At 64.2% G+C, this 17259-nt stretch carries 20 protein-coding genes; 19 read left to right on the top strand and 1 reads right to left on the bottom strand.

Features of this window, described 5'->3' with window-relative positions:
- The 5 genes from GEV06_01170 (at position 1) to GEV06_01150 (ending at position 4369) form a co-directional block, all read left to right on the top strand.
- Entirely contained in the window at positions 1-456 is a 456-nt protein-coding gene (locus GEV06_01170; GenBank protein MPZ16515.1) for a MerR family transcriptional regulator, read from the top strand.
- Between the two features lie 83 nt (positions 457-539).
- Positions 540-1403: an AAA domain-containing protein gene (locus tag GEV06_01165; protein ID MPZ16514.1), complete on the top strand. Its 864-nt coding sequence runs from the start codon at positions 540-542 to the stop codon at positions 1401-1403.
- A 50-nt stretch (positions 1404-1453) separates the two neighbouring features.
- Positions 1454-2719, top strand: a complete 1266-nt coding sequence (gene hemW, locus GEV06_01160) for a radical SAM family heme chaperone HemW (protein ID MPZ16513.1) — start codon at positions 1454-1456, stop codon at positions 2717-2719.
- A gap of 156 nt (positions 2720-2875) precedes the next feature.
- Entirely contained in the window at positions 2876-3451 is a 576-nt protein-coding gene (locus GEV06_01155; GenBank protein ID MPZ16512.1) for a hypothetical protein, read from the top strand.
- 288 nt (positions 3452-3739) lie between these two features.
- Positions 3740-4369, top strand: coding sequence for a hypothetical protein (locus GEV06_01150; GenBank protein MPZ16511.1), 630 nt, complete (start codon positions 3740-3742; stop codon positions 4367-4369).
- Positions 4370-4566: 197 nt separating this feature from the next.
- Here the strand turns inward: GEV06_01150 and GEV06_01145 are convergent, their stop codons facing one another.
- On the bottom strand, positions 4567-5217 hold the full coding sequence (locus GEV06_01145) for an outer membrane beta-barrel protein (protein ID MPZ16510.1): 651 nt from the start codon (positions 5215-5217) through the stop codon (positions 4567-4569).
- Between GEV06_01145 and GEV06_01140 the strand changes: the two genes are divergently transcribed.
- From GEV06_01140 to GEV06_01075, 14 genes are all read left to right on the top strand, one after another.
- Positions 5216-6355: an acyl-CoA dehydrogenase gene (locus tag GEV06_01140; protein ID MPZ16509.1), complete on the top strand. Its 1140-nt coding sequence runs from the start codon at positions 5216-5218 to the stop codon at positions 6353-6355. The two genes, GEV06_01145 and GEV06_01140, sit on opposite strands and share 2 nt — an antisense overlap.
- Entirely contained in the window at positions 6352-7305 is a 954-nt protein-coding gene (gene meaB, locus GEV06_01135) for a methylmalonyl Co-A mutase-associated GTPase MeaB (protein MPZ16508.1), read from the top strand. The genes GEV06_01140 and meaB overlap by 4 nt, the downstream gene beginning before the upstream one ends.
- Before the next feature lie 9 nt (positions 7306-7314).
- The gene (mce, locus tag GEV06_01130; GenBank protein ID MPZ16507.1) at positions 7315-7737 is read left to right on the top strand and encodes a methylmalonyl-CoA epimerase; all 423 of its coding nucleotides are present in this window, start codon (positions 7315-7317) and stop codon (positions 7735-7737) included.
- Between the two features lie 313 nt (positions 7738-8050).
- Entirely contained in the window at positions 8051-8917 is an 867-nt protein-coding gene (mtnP, locus tag GEV06_01125) for an S-methyl-5'-thioadenosine phosphorylase (GenBank protein ID MPZ16506.1), read from the top strand.
- Positions 8918-8950: 33 nt separating this feature from the next.
- The gene (locus tag GEV06_01120; protein ID MPZ16505.1) at positions 8951-9886 is read left to right on the top strand and encodes a carbohydrate kinase family protein; all 936 of its coding nucleotides are present in this window, start codon (positions 8951-8953) and stop codon (positions 9884-9886) included.
- A 9-nt stretch (positions 9887-9895) separates the two neighbouring features.
- On the top strand, positions 9896-10360 hold the full coding sequence (locus tag GEV06_01115; protein ID MPZ16504.1) for a DUF2085 domain-containing protein: 465 nt from the start codon (positions 9896-9898) through the stop codon (positions 10358-10360).
- Positions 10361-10372: 12 nt separating this feature from the next.
- Entirely contained in the window at positions 10373-10780 is a 408-nt protein-coding gene (locus tag GEV06_01110; protein MPZ16503.1) for a hypothetical protein, read from the top strand.
- A 180-nt stretch (positions 10781-10960) separates the two neighbouring features.
- The gene (locus GEV06_01105) at positions 10961-11404 is read left to right on the top strand and encodes a teicoplanin resistance protein VanZ (GenBank protein MPZ16502.1); all 444 of its coding nucleotides are present in this window, start codon (positions 10961-10963) and stop codon (positions 11402-11404) included.
- 32 nt (positions 11405-11436) lie between these two features.
- Entirely contained in the window at positions 11437-12219 is a 783-nt protein-coding gene (locus GEV06_01100) for an enoyl-CoA hydratase (protein MPZ16501.1), read from the top strand.
- Between the two features lie 41 nt (positions 12220-12260).
- The gene (locus GEV06_01095; GenBank protein ID MPZ16500.1) at positions 12261-12749 is read left to right on the top strand and encodes a 6,7-dimethyl-8-ribityllumazine synthase; all 489 of its coding nucleotides are present in this window, start codon (positions 12261-12263) and stop codon (positions 12747-12749) included.
- The gene (gene nusB / locus GEV06_01090; protein MPZ16499.1) at positions 12746-13186 is read left to right on the top strand and encodes a transcription antitermination factor NusB; all 441 of its coding nucleotides are present in this window, start codon (positions 12746-12748) and stop codon (positions 13184-13186) included. The genes GEV06_01095 and nusB overlap by 4 nt, the downstream gene beginning before the upstream one ends.
- Before the next feature lie 117 nt (positions 13187-13303).
- A complete protein-coding gene (lysS, locus tag GEV06_01085; protein MPZ16498.1) occupies positions 13304-14833 on the top strand; it encodes a lysine--tRNA ligase in 1530 nt (509 codons plus the stop codon).
- 224 nt (positions 14834-15057) lie between these two features.
- Positions 15058-16284 carry an FtsX-like permease family protein gene (locus tag GEV06_01080; protein ID MPZ16497.1) on the top strand — a complete coding sequence of 409 codons (1227 nt, stop codon included), beginning with the start codon at positions 15058-15060 and terminating at the stop codon, positions 16282-16284.
- 2 nt (positions 16285-16286) lie between these two features.
- Positions 16287-16961, top strand: a complete 675-nt coding sequence (locus tag GEV06_01075) for an ATP-binding cassette domain-containing protein (GenBank protein ID MPZ16496.1) — start codon at positions 16287-16289, stop codon at positions 16959-16961.
- Positions 16962-17259 lie beyond the last annotated feature (298 nt).

The raw sequence follows: 17259 nt of genomic DNA, 5'->3' as shown, positions 1-17259 counted from the left end.
ATGGCCAAACACGGCAAGGCGTACTACATGATTAGCGCGGTGGCGAAGCGGTACGATATTCACCCGCAGACCCTCCGTCTGTACGAGCGCGAAGGACTCCTCAAGCCGTCGCGGACCGAAGGCAATACGCGGCTCTATTCGGACGAAGACCTCGAGCGGCTCGAGACCATCTTGTCGCTCACGCGCGAGCTCGGCGTGAATCTCGCCGGTGTCGAGATCATCCTCAACATGCGCGAGCGGATCGAGCAGATGCAGCACGAGGTCAACGAGTTCATGGAGTACGTCAAGCGCGAGCTGGCGCGCGGTCTGGGTGACTGGGAGCAGCGGCTCTCGACGGCCCTTGTCCGCTCCACACCAACGACGCTCGTGCGCGCGTCGCACCCCCCACCCGCACCTCGCGCCGATCAATCGACGCAACCGACCATTGATGTCGAGACGGTCAGGACTGAGAAGTGACGAGTGACGAGTGACGAGCCGCGAAGCGCCGGCTCGTGACTCGTCACTCGTCACTGATTTTGATCTGCTGTATCATCGTCCCCATGGCGTGCCCACTCTGCGACGACACGGGTTGGCGGCCGATGGAAATCGACGGCGTGCGTCGCGTGATGCGATGCGAGTGCTGGAAGCGCGATGCCTCCATGCGGTTGCACGAGCAGGCGAATGTGCCGCGACGATATCAGCACTGTACCCTCGACAGCTTCACCCCGTACAATGAACGGCTGCGTGTCGCGCTCAAGCATGCGCGGACGCTCGTCGACCAGGGGCCGCTGGCTGAGAAGGGGTTGTTGCTACTCGGTCCCCCGGGTGTCGGCAAGACACACTTGAGCGTCGGTGTGCTTCGCGAGCTCGTGCTGCGCTACGGGTTGCGTGCAACCTTCTATGACACGCGCGATCTCTTGCGTCTCATTCGCAGCACCTACGGTTCGAGCGTTCATGCCACCGAGCCAGAGGTGCTGCGGCCGGTCATGGAGAGCCAGGTGCTCGTTCTGGACGACCTTGGCGCCGAAAAGACGTCCGAATGGGTCGACGAGACTCTCAATCTCATCGTCAACAACCGCTACAGTAACCAGCGACTGACACTCTTCACGTCGAACTATCCCGACACGGGCGATCTGGTCGATCCGGATTCGCTCCGCGCCCGTATCGGCTTCCGCATGTACTCGCGCTTGCTCGAGATGTGCGAGCCGGTCCATCTCGAAGGGCTCGATTATCGCGAGCCGCGTCCGCCCAATGCCGATGACGAGGAAAGCTTGCGGACGATGTGGGAGATGCGAAAATCGACGCTGAGACGATTGCCTTCGCGCACCAGCGCGCAAGTTCGGGCGCAGTTGCGCGCCACCCGCGCACAGCTACCGGCAGAGCCGCTGGACGTCAAGTGGCCAGGTGGCCGGGCAGGGTCGTAACGGGTGACAAGGTGAACGGGGTGACAAGGTGATGGGGGTTGTTTCAGCGTATGTGGGCTAGCGTCGAAAGCTGCGGTACCGCACACGACTTCAACCCCGCTCAGCGGATCGCCTCTCACCCGCTCACCTGGTCACCCCCTCACCTTGTCACCCCGTCACCGAATTGCCCCGTGCTCCCATCACCCTCGGGCCCCGCGCCTTTAGGGGCGTACATCCACGTCCCCTTTTGCAGCGCGATCTGTCATTACTGTAACTTCAATCGCGGTTTACTGGACGCGGCGCTCAAGGCGCGGTACGTGCGGGCGCTCGTTGACGAGATCCGTCGCGCGGGGGGGCCAGATCCGATCGATACGATCTACCTGGGCGGTGGCACGCCGTCCCTCTTGGAGCCTCATGAGCTCGAGGCGATTCTCGACGCATGCCGCCGTGCGTTTCGTGTCGCGGCCGACGCGGAGATCACGATCGAGGCGAACCCGGAAACCGTGTCGAAAGATCGTCTGGCGGCGTTCAAAGCGGCGGGCGTCACGCGCCTCAGCTACGGCGTGCAATCGTTTCGAGACGAAGAGCTGCGCCGGCTCGGCCGACTCCACGATGCCGCGCGAGCACGCGCCGCGTACGACACCGCGCGCGCGGCTGGGTTCGACAACATCAGTCTCGATCTGATGCTGTGGCTACCCCAGCAAACCGTCGCGCACTGGCTCGAATCGGTTCGTGCCCTCGTCGAGCTCGAGCCGGAGCACGCCTCGCTGTACTTGTTGGAGCTGTACCCAAATGCTCCGCTCAAGGAGGACATGGCGAGGGGCGGTTGGAGCCAAGCGCCGGACGAGGACGCCGCCATGATGTACATGGACGGCCTGGCTTACCTCGACGCCGCTGGTTACGAGCAGTACGAAATCTCGAACGTGGCACGGCCGGGCCGTGCCTCTCGCCACAATCTGAAGTACTGGACCGATGGCGAATGGCTCGCGTTCGGCTGTGGCGCACATGGAACGCGAGCGGGCACACGCTGGTGGAACGTCCAGTCCACCGCGGAGTACGTTCGGCGCGTGGAGGCGGGTCAGCCGACGGCCGTCGAGAGACGGGTGCTCGAGTCCGAGGTGGCGGGATCGGAAGCGATCATTACGGCCTTGAGGTTGACGAGTGGTGTAAACACCGCGCGAATCCGGGAACGTTATGGTATCGATGTTCAGCAACGCTACGCTGCGGCTCTGCAGCCGTTCCTCGAAATGGGTTATTTGCGCCTCGAATGGCCCTGCGTCCGGCTCACTCGCGCCGGCATGCTCATTGCAAACGAAGTCATGGAGCTGTTTGTGTAGCCTCTTGCGGCTGGGGTAGAGTGTCTCGCCCCCACGATCGCAACATCACCGTGTAGGAGGAAAACGAGAATGCGTTTGACCAATCACCCGCCGGCACGCCGCGTTGCCGGCACGTCCGTTGCCGTAACGCTGGGCCTACTACTAAGTGTGGGCACAATGGCACGGGCTCAGACGAATGACCAAGGACAGGATCCCGCCACCGTCCAGGCGCCTGACGGACAGGAGCCGCCGGCTGGTCAGGAGCCGCAGCAGCCTGCCCAGCCCACCGAGCCGGGGCAGGAGCCTGCGGCGCCGGCGGAGCCCGGCCAACAGTCTCAGGGCCAGGAAGGGGCGAAGCCGCCGCAACTGACGTTCAGTAGCGATACGGTGATGATCTTCTACCAGGTTCTAGCTGATAAGACACAGCAGTTCGAGCAGGTGCTCACCAAAGTCAAGGAAGCCATGCAGAAGAGCGAGAACCCGGCGCGGAAGCAGCAGGCCGAGGGGATGCGGTTGCTGAAGAGTGCCAAGCCCTCGCCGGACGGCTCGGTGCAGTACGCCGTCATTGTCCATCCGGTGATGAAGGACACGGAGTACGAGCCCGGGATGCTCGTCTATGAGGCGTTCCCGGACGAAGCGAACAAGCTGTTCTCGGACTTCGAATCGTTGGTGAAGAAGGACGGCATGACCGGCGTCATGGAGTTCGTTCCGGTCTTCGAGTTCGGCTCGGGCGCCGCCGGCGGAGGGAACTGAGGGCAGACAGGTCGGCGAGGCGTCGCTACCTTTCCCCGTCCGGTGGGAGGGCGCGTTCGGCGAAGGCACCCTCTGGTCCCCAGGCACGTTTTGGAGAAACGAGATCGCGAGTCGCACAGTCGTTCGGCCGGAGCAGGTCGAAGGCGACTTTCGCTCTCGTTTTTCTGTTTGTGGGGCGATTGGCCCGTGGCCAAGGTTCAGAGATCTTGCAGCGGTTTGTGTAAGATCTGACGTTGACGTAGAGTATCAACCTCGCACTGCGACTTCATGCTGTAGGAGGAGACAAGAATGCGTGTGACGACTAACTTGCGGTTGCGCCGTGCTGCCGGTACGTCCGCCGCTCTGACGCTGGGCCTGTTCCTGGGTGCGGGTCTTTCAGCACATACCGAGACGGGCGACCAAGCCCAGAGCACCAGTGCGGCTCAAACGCCGGATCAGGAGCCGACGCAGCCCCCGCAGCAGCCTGCCCAGCCGACCGAGCCGGGGCAGCCCGAGCAGCCGGCGTCCCCGTCGCAGCCTGGTCAGAAGGCGGGCGCCGATCAGCCGCCACAGCAAACGTTCACGAGCGACACGGCGATCATCTTCTACGCGGTTCTCCCGGACAAGGTGACGCAGTTCGAGCAGCTGATGAACAAAGTCAAAGAGGCGATGCAGAAGAGCGACAATCCGAGCCGGAAGCAGCAGGCGGAGGGGATGCGGTTGTTGAAGGCGAGCAAGCCTGGCCCTGACGGGTCGATTCAGTACACCCTCATCGTCCACCCGGTGGTGAAAGACACCGAGTACGCCCCCGGGATGCTGGTCTATGAGGTGTTCCCCTCAGAGGCCAACAAGCTCTTCGGGGAGTTCACGTCGCTCTTTAAAGAGGGCGGCCTGACCGGCGCCATGGAGCTCGAGTCGGTCCTCGAGTTCAGCAAGTGAAGGTTTGAAGTTCGAGGTCCGAGAACGAGGTCGAACCACGAAGGACGGAAAGGGCTGACCACGAAGGGGTACGAAGAATCAACCACGAAGAACACGAAGTTCACGAAGAAAACCATTGAGCTTTCTTCTTCGTGAACTTCGTGTTCTTCGTGGTTGATTCTTTGTGACCTTCGTGCCCTTCGTGGTTGAGCCGAGGCTTAGAAGCCTAGGTTCACGCCGGCGTAGACGCGGTGTGCGTGATCGTACAGCGGATCGCCGTGCAACGTGAAGTAGCGATAGTCGAGTCGTAGCCGGAGTGGGCCGGCAAGACCGACCTTCACGCCGCCGCCGATGTTCGAGGTCACGCTGGTCTCTTGGTGAAGCTTCGTGCCTTCGTCGTCATTTAGCCGTTCGCGATAGAAACCCCAACCGAGCGCGCCGTAGAACTGCATGCCGGCGATGGGAATCGGCGTCTGCAAGTAGACGTTGCCCGTCGTGGTGGTCAGTGAGGGCGCCTCGTCTTCGACATCTTCACTCGTTCTGCTGTATTCGATCTCCCAGCCGACGATTACGAATCCACCTCCAACCGCCGCCCCCCAGTTCGTTCTGGCGTTCGGAGTCGTGTTGGCGCCGAGAAAGATCGTGGCGTCGGCGCGCGCTGAGGCTTCGCTCGCAACCAGGAAGAAGAGCACCAGCGCAAACAAGTGTCGCAATTTCACGGTGGTATTATCACGCATGGTTGTCCTTTCCCCCGCCGCCAGCTGTAGAGACGGGGGTTGCTCTGCCGGCATGCAAGATTGAGGCCCCGCAGGAGAGGCGCCATGGCTGCGTCGGATACACACGCTGATGCGGCCTGAAACCGAATCCATGGATTTTCGCCTCAGTGACGAACAGCAGTTGCTACGCCGGAGCGTGCGGGAGCTCGGCGAAGCCGAGATTCGACCGCACGTGATGGTGTGGGATGAGGCCCAGGCCTTTCCGCCGGCGCTGTTCGGGCGGCTCGCAGAGCTCGGCTTGCTGGGGATCCAGATTCCGGAGGACTACGGCGGCGCTGGTCTCTCTGCCGTGGACTACTGCATTTGCATCGAAGAGCTCGCGCGTGTCGATCCTGCGATTGCGCTCAGCGTTGCGGCGCACAACGGTCTTTGCACAGCGCATCTGTTCCGATTCGGCACCGAGGCCCAGAGGCGCCGGTTCGTGCCTGCGCTTGCGCGGGGCGAGCGGCTCGGCGCGTGGGGGCTGACCGAGCCGGACGCAGGAAGCGATGCCGCCGGCATGCGTACGGTGGCCTCGCGTGACGATGATGGCTGGGTGATCAACGGCGCCAAGACGTTCATGACGCACGGCGCGATCGCCGGTCTCCTCGTCATCATGGCGGTCACCGATCGTGCCCTCGGTAATCGCGGCATCTCGGCGTTCATCGTCGAGCGAGGCGCGCCAGGGATGGCCGCCGGAAAGAAGGAGAACAAGCTGGGCATGCGCGCCAGCGATACGAGCGAGGTCGTGTTCCAGGCCTGCCGCGTGCCGCACGATCACCTCCTGGGCGAGCAAGGCGAGGGCTTCATCAACGCCCTGCAGGTGCTCGACGCCGGTCGCATCAGCATCGCCGCCCTGTCGGTCGGCCTGGCGCAGGGCGCGTACGAAGCCGCGCGTCGCTACGCGCTCGAGCGCCGACAGTTCGGTCGCGCGATTGCATCCTTTCAGGCCATTCGGTGGAAGTTGGCCGACATGGCCACGCGCATCGAGGCGGCGCGGCTGCTCACGTATCGGGCGGCATGGCTCAAGGACAGGGATGCCAGGATGACGCGCGAAGCCGCGATGGCCAAGTTGTTCGCCAGCGAGATGGCCGTCCGCGCCGCCGAGGAGTGCGTGCAGATCCACGGGGGCTACGGCTTCGTCAAAGACTATCCGGCCGAGAAGTACTATCGCGACGTCAAGCTCCTCACAATTGGCGAAGGCACGAGCGAGATACAGCGGCTCGTCATTGCTCGGCAGCTCCTGACGTGAGTGACTCTCTCTTCGAACGGCTGATCAGCGGAGACGCGCGTGCGCTCGCGCGGGCGATTAGCCTCATCGAAGACGAAGCCCCGGAGCGTGATGCGCTGATCCGGGCGGTGTTTCCTCACACGGGACGCGCCTACTTGATTGGCGTAACGGGCCCACCGGGCGCCGGGAAGAGCACGCTGGTGGATCGACTCACGGAGGTGCTGCGGCAGCAGGGCCAAACGGTCGGCATCATTGCCGTCGATCCCACCAGCCCCTTCACCGGCGGCGCCATCTTGGGTGACCGTGTGCGCATGCAACAGCATGCCGGTGACCCTGGCGTGTACATCCGGAGCATGGCCACGCGCGGACACCTGGGCGGTCTGGCGCGCGCGACGAGTGACGTGGCGCTTCTCTTGGACGGCTCGGGGCGTGACCTGGTGCTCATTGAGACCGTGGGCGTCGGACAGGATGAAGTCGACGTCGTCCGTACGGCCGATGTCTCGCTCGTGGTCGTCGTGCCGGGGGCCGGCGATGACATCCAGGCGCTCAAGGCTGGGATCATGGAAATTGGCGATATTTACGTCGTGAACAAGGCCGACCGAGAGGGCGCGGATCGCACCGTGGCCACGATCGAGGCAATGCTTGGCCTACAGTCCTTCGGTCCGCGCGACTGGCGTCCGCCCGTCGTCACCACTGAGGCTGTTACCGGACGCGGCGTTGCGGAGCTGGCACAAACGGTTGAGCGATTCCGCGCACACACGGCTGCACAGGCGCCGGCGCGCGCCCGCGCTCGTGCGGCCTTTCGGCTGCGTGACCTGCTTGGGGATCGCTTGCGGCAGCATGTCGAGCACGATGTGCTGGAGCCCAACGAGCTGGATCGATACGTGGAGCGAATCGCCGAGCGGACACAGGATCCGTACGGCGCCGTGGACGAGATCGTGCAGCGGGCGTTGAGCCAACGCCGTTCGTAATGTCCTCGCATGAAAGCAGTCCTTGACCACGTCGGCATTGCCGTCCGCGATCTGGAGCAGGCCTTCGCGTTCTTCCGAGACACGCTTGGCCTGGAGCTCGAGCTCTCCGAGGAGGTGCCGCCGCAGGGTGTGCGCGTCCATTTCTTACGAGCCGGATCCGCTTCGTTGGAGCTCGTCGAACCTCTCGGGCCGAGCTCACCGGTGGCGGGCTTTCTCGAGAAGCGCGGACCAGGCATGCACCATGTTGCGCTACGGGTGGACGACATCCGCGCGACGCTGGCCGACCTCCGGAGCCGCGGCGTGCGTCTGATTGACGAGGAGCCGCGACCTGGTGCCGGTGGCGCGCTGATTGCCTTCATTCACCCGTCGAGCACGCACGGGGTGCTGGTGGAGCTCAAGGAGGGAAGGACGGGTGACAGGGTGACAGGGTGAAGGGGTGACAGGGTGAAGGGGTGAAGGGGGTGACGGTGGTTGACGTTGCCGCGGCGTTCGACGTTAGCCACACACGCTGAAACTGCCCATCACCTTGTCACCTTGTCACCTTGTCACCTTGTCACCTTGTCACCCCTTCACCCTGTCACCCTGTCACCCCTTCACCCCTGTCACCCTGTCACCCCGTCACCCTGTCACCCTGTCACCCTGTCACCCCCTCACCCCCTCACCCCCACCCGCTCACCCTGCGGTATGGTATAGTGCCTGTCGATTTGGCCTTACCGACCCCCCGCGGAGCACGAACGAACGTCCCATGACAGTCGAGATTGGAATCATTGGTGGAAGTGGTCTGTACGAGATGCCGGAGTTGGTGGATCGAGAAGAGGTGCCAGTCGAGACACCGTTCGGGGCACCATCCGGACCCTACATCCTGGGCACGCTCGCCGGGCGTCGCGTCGCGTTCTTGTCTCGGCACGGCGTTGGTCATCGGCTCCTGCCGTCGGAGCTCAACTTTCGGGCGAACATTTATGGCTTCAAGACGCTCGGCGTGCAGGAGATTCTCTCCGCGAGTGCCGTTGGCAGCCTGAAGGCAGAGTACAAGCCGCTCGATCTCGTGCTGCCAGATCAGTTCTTCGACCGGACGAAGGGGCGTGTGAGCACCTTCTTCGGTGACGGCTTGGTTGCTCACGTGGCGTTCGCACACCCGATCTGTGACCGCCTCGCCCGCGTGGTCGAGGGGGCGGCGTCCGCCATGGACGTGACGACACACCGCGGGGGAACATATGTCTGTATGGAGGGGCCACAATTCTCGACGCGCGCAGAGTCGCTGTTGTATCGCTCGTGGGGAATGGATGTCATCGGCATGACCAACCTCCAGGAAGCCAAGCTCGCGCGTGAGGCGGAGATCTGCTATGTGACGATTGCGCTGGTCACGGACTACGATTGTTGGCATCCCGACCATGACGCGGTGACCGTGGACATGGTGGTGGGCAATCTGCTGCAGAATGCGCGCGTGGCCCAGAAGGTCATCGCAGGTGCCACCGAACGGCTCGCTACCGAGCCGCGCACGTGTGGCTGCGGCACCGCGCTCGCTTCGGCGATCATTACCCAGCCGAGTGCTGTGCCTCCAGAGACGAAGGCCAAGCTCGCGCCGATCGTGGGAAAGTATCTTCAACAGTGATCACTGGCCACTGGCCACTGACCACTACTCATAATGAAAATCATTGTTACCGGCTCGATCGCGTACGATTATCTGATGTCGTTTCCCGGCAGCTTCACCGAGCACTTCCTGCCGGAGCACCTGTCCCGAGTCAGCTTGAGCTTTCTCGTCGATCGCATGGACAAGCGACGCGGCGGTTGCGCGCCCAACATTGCGTATACCCTTGCGCTGCTCGGTGAGCGGCCGATGCTGATGGGCACCGCAGGCCAAGACTTCGAAGAGTACCGGCAATGGCTCGACGCCGCAGGTATCGAGACCTCGCTCATCAAGCAGATTCCGGGCAAGTTCACGGCATCGTTCTTTTGCAGCACGGACCGCGAGAACAATCAGATTGCGTCGTTCTATACGGGGGCGATGGCCAACGCCGGCGAGCTCTCATTTCGCACGGCACGCGACTGCGACCTGGCGATCATCTCGCCAAATGATCCAGACGCGATGATTCAGTACGCCGAAGAGTGCCGAGCGCTCGGGATCCGTCATATCTTCGACCCAGGCCAACAGTGCGCTCGATTGAGTGGAGAGCAGCTCAAGGCGGGCCTCATCGGCGCGAGCATCGTCATCTGCAACGACTACGAGTTCGAGCTCATTCGGCAGAAGACCAGCCTCGGTGAGGCGGAGATCCTGGAGAAGAGCGAGGCCCTGGTGATCACGAAGGGAGCGAAGGGGTCGAGCATTCATCTGCCGGATCGGGTCTTGGACATTCCCGCGGTTCCCGAGGAACGTGTGGTGGATCCCACGGGCGTGGGCGATGCGTTTCGTGGAGGCCTGATGAAAGGGCTTGCCATCGGGGCGTCGTGGGAGGTGAGTGGACGGCTGGCCAGCGTCGCGGCAACCTATGCGCTCGAGCACCTCGGCCCGCAGAGTCATGCGTACACGTGGCAGGATTTCAAGACGCGTTACGAGGCACACTTCGGGCCGCTTTCAATGTGAGTTCGCCTTATGTGGCGCCGCACAGCGGTCGCGCTCTTGCTCGTGACATCCATAGCGTGGGCCGCGGCGATTGTCGCGGCGCCGCTCCTGCTCACGCGTGGCGGAGACGGGGAGACAGTCCCCCGCCTCGTTCCTCTCATGGTGTACGTCGTTGGGAGCTTCGTCTGCCACCAACGGCCAGAGCGCTCGTTTCACGTGCATGGATCACCCGTGCCGGTCTGCGCGCGCTGCTTGGGACTCTATGCGGCGGCGCCGATTGGCTTGGCGGCCGCCCTGGGTGGCTTGGGTCTCGGGTTGGCTCGCGTATCGCCGCGCGCGGGCTTGCTCCTCGCAGCCCTGCCGACAGTGGCCACGCTCGCGGTGGAGTGGGCGGCGATAGCCGAGCCGGGCAACGTCGCGCGATTCGCGGCCGCGCTGCCGCTGGCAGCCGTCGGCGCCTACCTGATCGGACGCGGCCTGCTGGCGGAGTGCTAGACTGGCGGGGCGATGGTAGCGACGACGACACGTGATGAGGCTGGTCGCACGCAACTGCTCCTCCTGTGCCTGGCGGCCTGGCTCCTGCCGGGTAGCGGGCACCTGCTGCTGGGCCGGCGGCAAAAGGGTGCGGCCCTCTGCCTGGTGCTGCTCTTCATGTTCGTGTTCGGCTTGGGGCTGAGCGGCCGGCTGTTTCCCTTCCACGTCTTCGAGCCGCTCGTCGTGATGGCAGCGATTGCCGATCTGGGGTTGGGCCTGCCGTGGGTGGTCGCCAAGCTCCTTGGCTATGGTGCCGGCGATGTCGTCGCCGTGACCTTCGAGTACGGTAACACGTTCCTGATTGTCGCCGGGCTGTTGAACATGCTCGTCGTGCTCGACACGTACGACATCGCGGTGGGACGGAAGGAGGGCGGGGCGTAGGGCATGGCGGATCATCTTCTCCTGCTCGTCGTCTTCGCCTCGTGCGTGTCTACTGTGCTGGCGGTGCTGCAGCGCGATACGCCGGGCGCACAGGTACGCTTCGGTCTGTGGCTCGCCGGCGCATTCGTCGGGTCCGCGCTCATCCTGGGCTGGTTGATGTACCCCTTCCCGTTGTAACGCATGCAGGGTCGCTTGCGAATTCCTGTGTGTCTGTGGTCTACCTCCTTGTCACCTTCGGACGTCATGCGTGCTTTCGTGTCGTGGATCTGGGTCGTCGCGTGGGCGGCAGTGATTTTCGTGCTCTCCTCGTTCTCGGAGCTGCCCAAGATACCCTCCGATTCCGGCGACAAGTACGCGCACTTCATTACCTATGCCGTGCTGGCGTCGCTCACGGCGCATGCGCTTGCGTCGGGCATCTGGGGCGCCGTGAGATGGCGGCATGCCTGCCTCGCGACCGGATTTGCCGTGCTCTACGGTTTGACCGACGAGCTGCACCAGGTGTTCGTGCCGGGGCGCCACCCGTCGTGGAGTGATCTGGCCGCGGATGCGGCTGGCGCCCTCATTGGCGTAGGGCTCCTGTGGGCGTGCGCTATAATCGCTGCCACCCGGCGTCGTTCGTCCTGACGCGTCAGTCGGACACCATCCAGGATCGCCTCATGGCGTACGAGCATGTGCTGGTCGCGCGCGAGGGCGCGACGGCAACGATCACCGTCAACCGGCCCGCTGTGCTCAACGCGCTCAGTCGCGCAACGCTCGAGGAGATCGAGACCGTCGTAGGCGAGCTCGGCGCGGATGACGCCGTCCGCGCGGTGATCGTGACCGGCAGCGGCACCAAGGCGTTCGTTGCCGGGGCTGACATTCGTGAGCTCGCCGATCTCTCGCCGGTGATGGGCTGTGCGTACGCGCGGCGCGGCCAACGCGTCTTCGAGGCGCTCGAGCAGCTCGGCAAGCCGGTGGTCGCCGCAATCAACGGCTACGCGCTCGGCGGAGGGCTCGAGCTGGCGATGGCCTGCACCTTCCGCCTGGCGGCGGACACGGCCAAGCTTGGCCTGCCGGAGGTGACACTCGGCCTGATCCCTGGCTACGCCGGCACGCAGCGGTTGACGCGGCTCGTCGGACGCGGCCGTGCGCTCGATCTGATCCTCACCGGACGGCAAGTGACCGCGGAGGAGGCGTTGGCGATGGGCCTGGTGACCCGGGTCGTGTCGGCCTCTCGCCTCCTCGACGAGGCGCAGCAGCTCGCGGCTGACCTGGCGAGCCGCGCTCCGGTCGCGCTCCGCTGTGCCATGGAGGCCATTCTCCGCGGCGGGGACCTGCCGCTCGCAGACGCGTGCGCCTACGAAGCGACACTGTTTGGCCTGGTTGCCTCGACCGACGACATGAAGGAAGGCACACGAGCCTTCCTGGAGAAGCGCCCGCCGCGGTTCGAGGGGCGGTAAGAGATGGCTTCTTGAGCATTCTGCATTCCGATCCCCGGGCCATGCCTCCGCTGGAGCAGGCGCGCGGCTTGCGCGTTGCCCTCGTGGTGTCGCGCTTCAACGAGTTCGTGACTGATCGGCTGCGCCTCGGGGCGCTCGAAGCGTTGAAGGCGGCCGGCGTCGGCGCAACACAGGCGGAGGTCTTCGAGGTCCCGGGTGCGTTCGAGATTCCGTTTGCGGCTCGTCTCGTGGCGGCCACCGGCCGTTTCGACGCCGTGGTGTGCTTGGGATGCCTGATCCGCGGTGAGACGCCACACTTCGAGGTCATCGCGTCTGCGGTGGCGCACGGGATCACGGAGGCATCGGGGGCGACCCATGTCCCGATGACCTTTGGCGTGCTGACCACGAACAGCGCGGACGAGGCCTTGGCGCGCGCGGGCCAGGGCCCGGCCAACAAAGGCTATGAAGCGGCCGCCGCCGCAATCGCCGTTGCGTTGCTCGTGCGCCGCGTCGGCGGCCGTGAGCTGCCGCTGCAGGGCCAGGGCGGGTGACCGCTGGCGCGCCCGATCCGCGGTCGCAGGCGCGCCGAAGCGCTCTGCAGATGCTCTACGGCTGGGAGCTCGGCCGTGTCGATCTGGCCGACGCGATCGACGGCTACCGGTTGCTGCAGCTCGAGCCGCCGGACGAGAAACGCGATCACCTGGCGCGAGCGCTCGTCCGTGGCACCGTGGCGGCGCTCGATCGCCTGGACGCGCTCATCGCCGAAGCCGTGCACAACTGGCGCATCGAGCGGCTGTCGATTATCGATCGACTCATTCTCCGGCTCGCCGTCTACGAGCTGGTCGCGCGGCCCGAGGCGCCGGCACCTGTCGTCATCGACGAGGCGCTCGATCTGGCACGGGCCTTCAGCACCGAGGACGCCGTGAAGTTCATCAACGGCGTGCTCGACGCGATTCGGCAGCGGCTCGAATCAAAGAGTGACGAGTGACGAGTGACACGCCCGACCTAAAGGTCGGGCCTACATGCGGATCGTCGAGTGGTCGTGTAGGCCCGATCTTTAGGTCGGGCAAGCTCCGTAGATCAGACGTTCGCGTATCGATCTTCTATGCATGAATCGGATCAAGTAGCGCAGCGCCGTGCGAAGCTGCAGGAGTTGGAACGACTCGGCGTGCCGGTCTACCCGCATCGTTTCGACCAGACGCATACGGTGCATGCGCTCGTCGACACCTGTGGGACGCTCGACGGCCCGACGCTCGACACGCGGCAGGTGCAGGTCGCGACGGCGGGCCGTATTCTCGGCGTGCGGACGTTTGGGAAGGCCAACTTCTTGGTGCTCTCCGATGGTCTGGCGCGCATTCAGGTGTACGTGCGCCAAGACTCCGTGGCCGCGCGCGATTTCGAGATGCTGAAGCAGCTCGATTTCGGGGACATGATCGGTGTCGAGGGCCACATGTTCCGCACCAAGACGAACGAGCTCACGATCTGGGCTTCGCGGATCGAGTTCCTCGTCAAATGTCTTCTGCCGCTCCCGGAGAAGTGGCATGGCCTGCAGGACGTCGAGATCCGCTACCGGCAGCGGTATCTCGATTTAATCGTCTCGAGCTCTTCGCGCCGTGTATTCGAGATACGCAGTCGAGTCATCAAAGCGATTCGGAGCTTCATGGAGGCGCGAGACTTCCTCGAGGTCGAGACGCCGATGATGCAGGCGGTCGCAGGCGGGGCGCTGGCGAGGCCGTTCGTCACGCATCACAATGCGCTCGACATCGATCTGTACTTGCGCATTGCGCCGGAGCTCTATCTCAAGCGCTTGGTGGTCGGCGGCATGGAGCGTGTCTACGAGATCAGCCGCAATTTCCGCAACGAGGGGATCTCGACGCAGCACAATCCCGAGTTCACGATGCTGGAGTTCTACCAGGCGTACGCGGACTATCAGTCGTTGATGGTGCTGACCGAAGAGATGCTGGCGTTTGCGGTGCGTGAAGCCACCGGTGGCACTGAAGTCACGTTCGAGCCGCATCAGATTTCCTTTGCGTCCCCCTATCGGCGGCTCGCTCTCCGCGCGGCAGCAGCCGAGCGTGCCAGTGAGCGTCTTGGTCGACCGGTGACCGAGGCGGAGCTCCGATCGGCGGAAGGGGCACGGGCCGTCGCCGACCATCTCGGGCTCGACGTGCCACGTGACCAAGGGGCCGGCAAGACAGCCCAAGCGATCTTCGAGCACTTGTGGGAGGCAGAGCTGATCCAGCCCACCTTCGTCTACGACCTTCCCACGGAGGTGTCGCCCTTTGCCAAACAGAAACCTGGTGAGCCGGAGACGGTCGAGCGTTTCGAGCTGTACGCCGGAGGGTTCGAGCTGGCGAACGCGTTCAGTGAGCTGAACGATCCCGCGGAGCAGCGCCGCCGGTTCGAGGCGCAGCTGGCCGAACGGGCGAAGGGAGACCATGAGGCGCACGCCATGGACGAGGACTACATTCGCGCGCTCGAGTATGGGCTGCCGCCGACCGGCGGCGAGGGGGTGGGTATCGATCGTCTGGTGATGGTCCTGACCAACAGCCCGTCGATTCGCGACGTCATTTTGTTTCCGCAGATGCGACCTGTGAAGGGTGACAAGGTGAGGGGTGACAAGGTGACAAGGTGACAAGGTGAACGGGGTGCTTCCGAGTGCGGTGGGAACGTCGGCTGCGTCTGTAACTTCGTTGGCGATGTTCGAAACGAGACGAGAAGACGACTACTAGTGTGTTGTGGCCTTCATGGCGTGAATGCGGGCGAAATCGCCCTAACGCTGGACGGTCACCTAGACCAACGGAGTAACCACCTTCACCCTGTCACCCGGTCACCCCATCACCCGGTCACCTACCAACCATGCCCTTCGAGCTGTACATTGCCCTCCGCTACCTGCTTGCCCGCCGCAAGCAGGCGTTCATCTCGCTCATCTCGTTCATCTCGACCCTGGGCGTTGCGGTGGGCGTTATGGCTCTCATCCTGGTGCTTGCGCTCATGACCGGCCTGCAGGATGAGCTGCGACGCCGCATTGTCGGCTCGCAACCACACATCTACGTGTACAGCATGGCTGGCGCTACCGATCCGGCCGCGGATCTGGCGAGACTCGAGCAGGTGCCTCATGTGACCGGTGCGGCGCCTGGTGTGCTTGGCAAAGCGATCCTGAGATCGGACGTTGCTGACGCGGTTGTCACGCTCAAGGGGATCGACCCGGATCGTGAGAGGCAGGTCACGGATCTGGAGGGCGCGATGCAGGCTGGCGAGCTGAACGGGTTGACGCCGCGCGGCGACGGCTCACTGGACGGCGTGGTGATTGGCGATGCGCTTGCCGAGACGCTCGGGGTCGACGTGGGGGAGACGGTGACAATGCTGACGATGCCGGGGTCGCTGTCGCCGATGGGCGTGATGACCGGCTTCAGACGGCTCCGGGTCGCCGGCATCTTCGAGTTGGGGTATTTCGAGTTCGATTCGGCGTGGGCGTTCCTCGCCATGCCCGTGGCGTTGCGTGTCGTCGGCCGCGAGGCGCAGCCGTTCGTGCAGCTCCGGGTCGACGACATGTTTCGTGCGCCCCAAGTAGCCGCTGACATCGTCGGACGGTTCGGCGTGCAGCGGTATATTGCTCAGAATTGGGCCGAGGTCAACGAGTCCCTCTTCTCGGCACTGTGGCTGGAGAAGACCGCCTTTGCGATCGCCGTTGGTCTCATCGTGATTGTCGCGGCGCTCAACATCGTGGCCTCGCTCGTCCTCTTGGTCATGGAAAAAACACGTGACATCGCCATTCTCAAGACCATGGGCGCATCGAAGCGGAGCGTCACGTGGATCTTCATCCTGCAGGGCCTGGTCATTGGCGTGACGGGCACGCTGGTCGGTGCCGTGGGAGGCGTGGGCATGGCGCGGGTGCTCGATCGCTACCGGCTCATCACGATCCCATCGGACGTCTATCAGGTATCGTACGTGCCGTTCGAGGTGCAGACCGGCGACCTCCTGGTCGTGCTCTGCGGCGCGGTGCTCGTCTGCTTCCTCGCGACCATCTATCCCTCGCGGCAAGCAGCACGACTCGACCCGGCGGAGGCGCTGCGCTATTCCTGATTATGTCGTTCATCCAGGTTTCTGCCCTTTGTAAGGGATATCCGACCCCGACCGGCCGCATCGACGTGCTGCGCGAGCTCGACGCGGAGGTCGCAGCGGGCGAGCTGGTGGCGGTCGTGGGCGCCAGCGGCGTCGGCAAGAGTACGTTGTTGCACGTGCTCGGCGGGCTGGACAGGGCGGATGCGGGGCGGATTCTCATCGAGGGCACCGACGTGGCCGTCATGTCGGACCCCGAGCGGGTGGCGTTTCGCAACCGACGGATCGGCTTCGTGTTCCAATTTCACCACCTCTTGCCGGAGTTCAACGCGCTCGAGAACACGGAAATGCCGCTCCGCATCGCGCGCTTGCCGTTGGGTGAGGCACGGGCGCGCGCCGAGCGGCTCTTGCGCCGCGTCGGCCTCGGCGAGCGTCTCACCCACCGGCCGGGGCTGCTGTCCGGGGGGGAACAGCAGCGCGTGGCCATCGCGCGGGCGCTGGTGATGGAGCCACGGTTGCTGCTGGCCGACGAGCCGACCGGCAACCTCGACGAGCACACGGCCGATGCGCTCCACGATCTGCTCCGAGAGATGCAACACGAGCAGGGTGTGACCTCGCTCATCGCCACACATAACCCGCGCCTGGCCGCCGTGTGCGATCGCGTGCTGCGTCTCGAGGACGGCCGACTGCACGCCGCTTGATACTGCATCCGATTTCTCGGATCTCGGATGGCGGATGCTCGGTTGCTGGCAGGTGGAGCTGAACCTCGAGCAGGGGTGAGGCGTTCGGACGGACTCGCGACGAAAATGTCTCCCCGCTGCCCGTTCCCTTTTTCGACGCGACAATCCTGCACGATTCGAGTGAAAGGAATGCCAGGCCGTCCTGCCATCGCTCGAGGTCGCACCCGTGTGCGGCTCGAGGCATTCGGTTGGGGGTCGCGGCATCGTTTGTGCAGTACAGGGCCGCATGAACGGCGCACGTGTCTGCGACGAGTCACGC

The organism is Luteitalea sp. (assembly GCA_009377605.1).
Taxonomy (GTDB): Bacteria; Acidobacteriota; Vicinamibacteria; order Vicinamibacterales; family Vicinamibacteraceae; genus WHTT01.
Note: the sequence above shows the minus strand (reverse complement) of the source record. Positions and strands in the feature narration are given on the sequence as shown.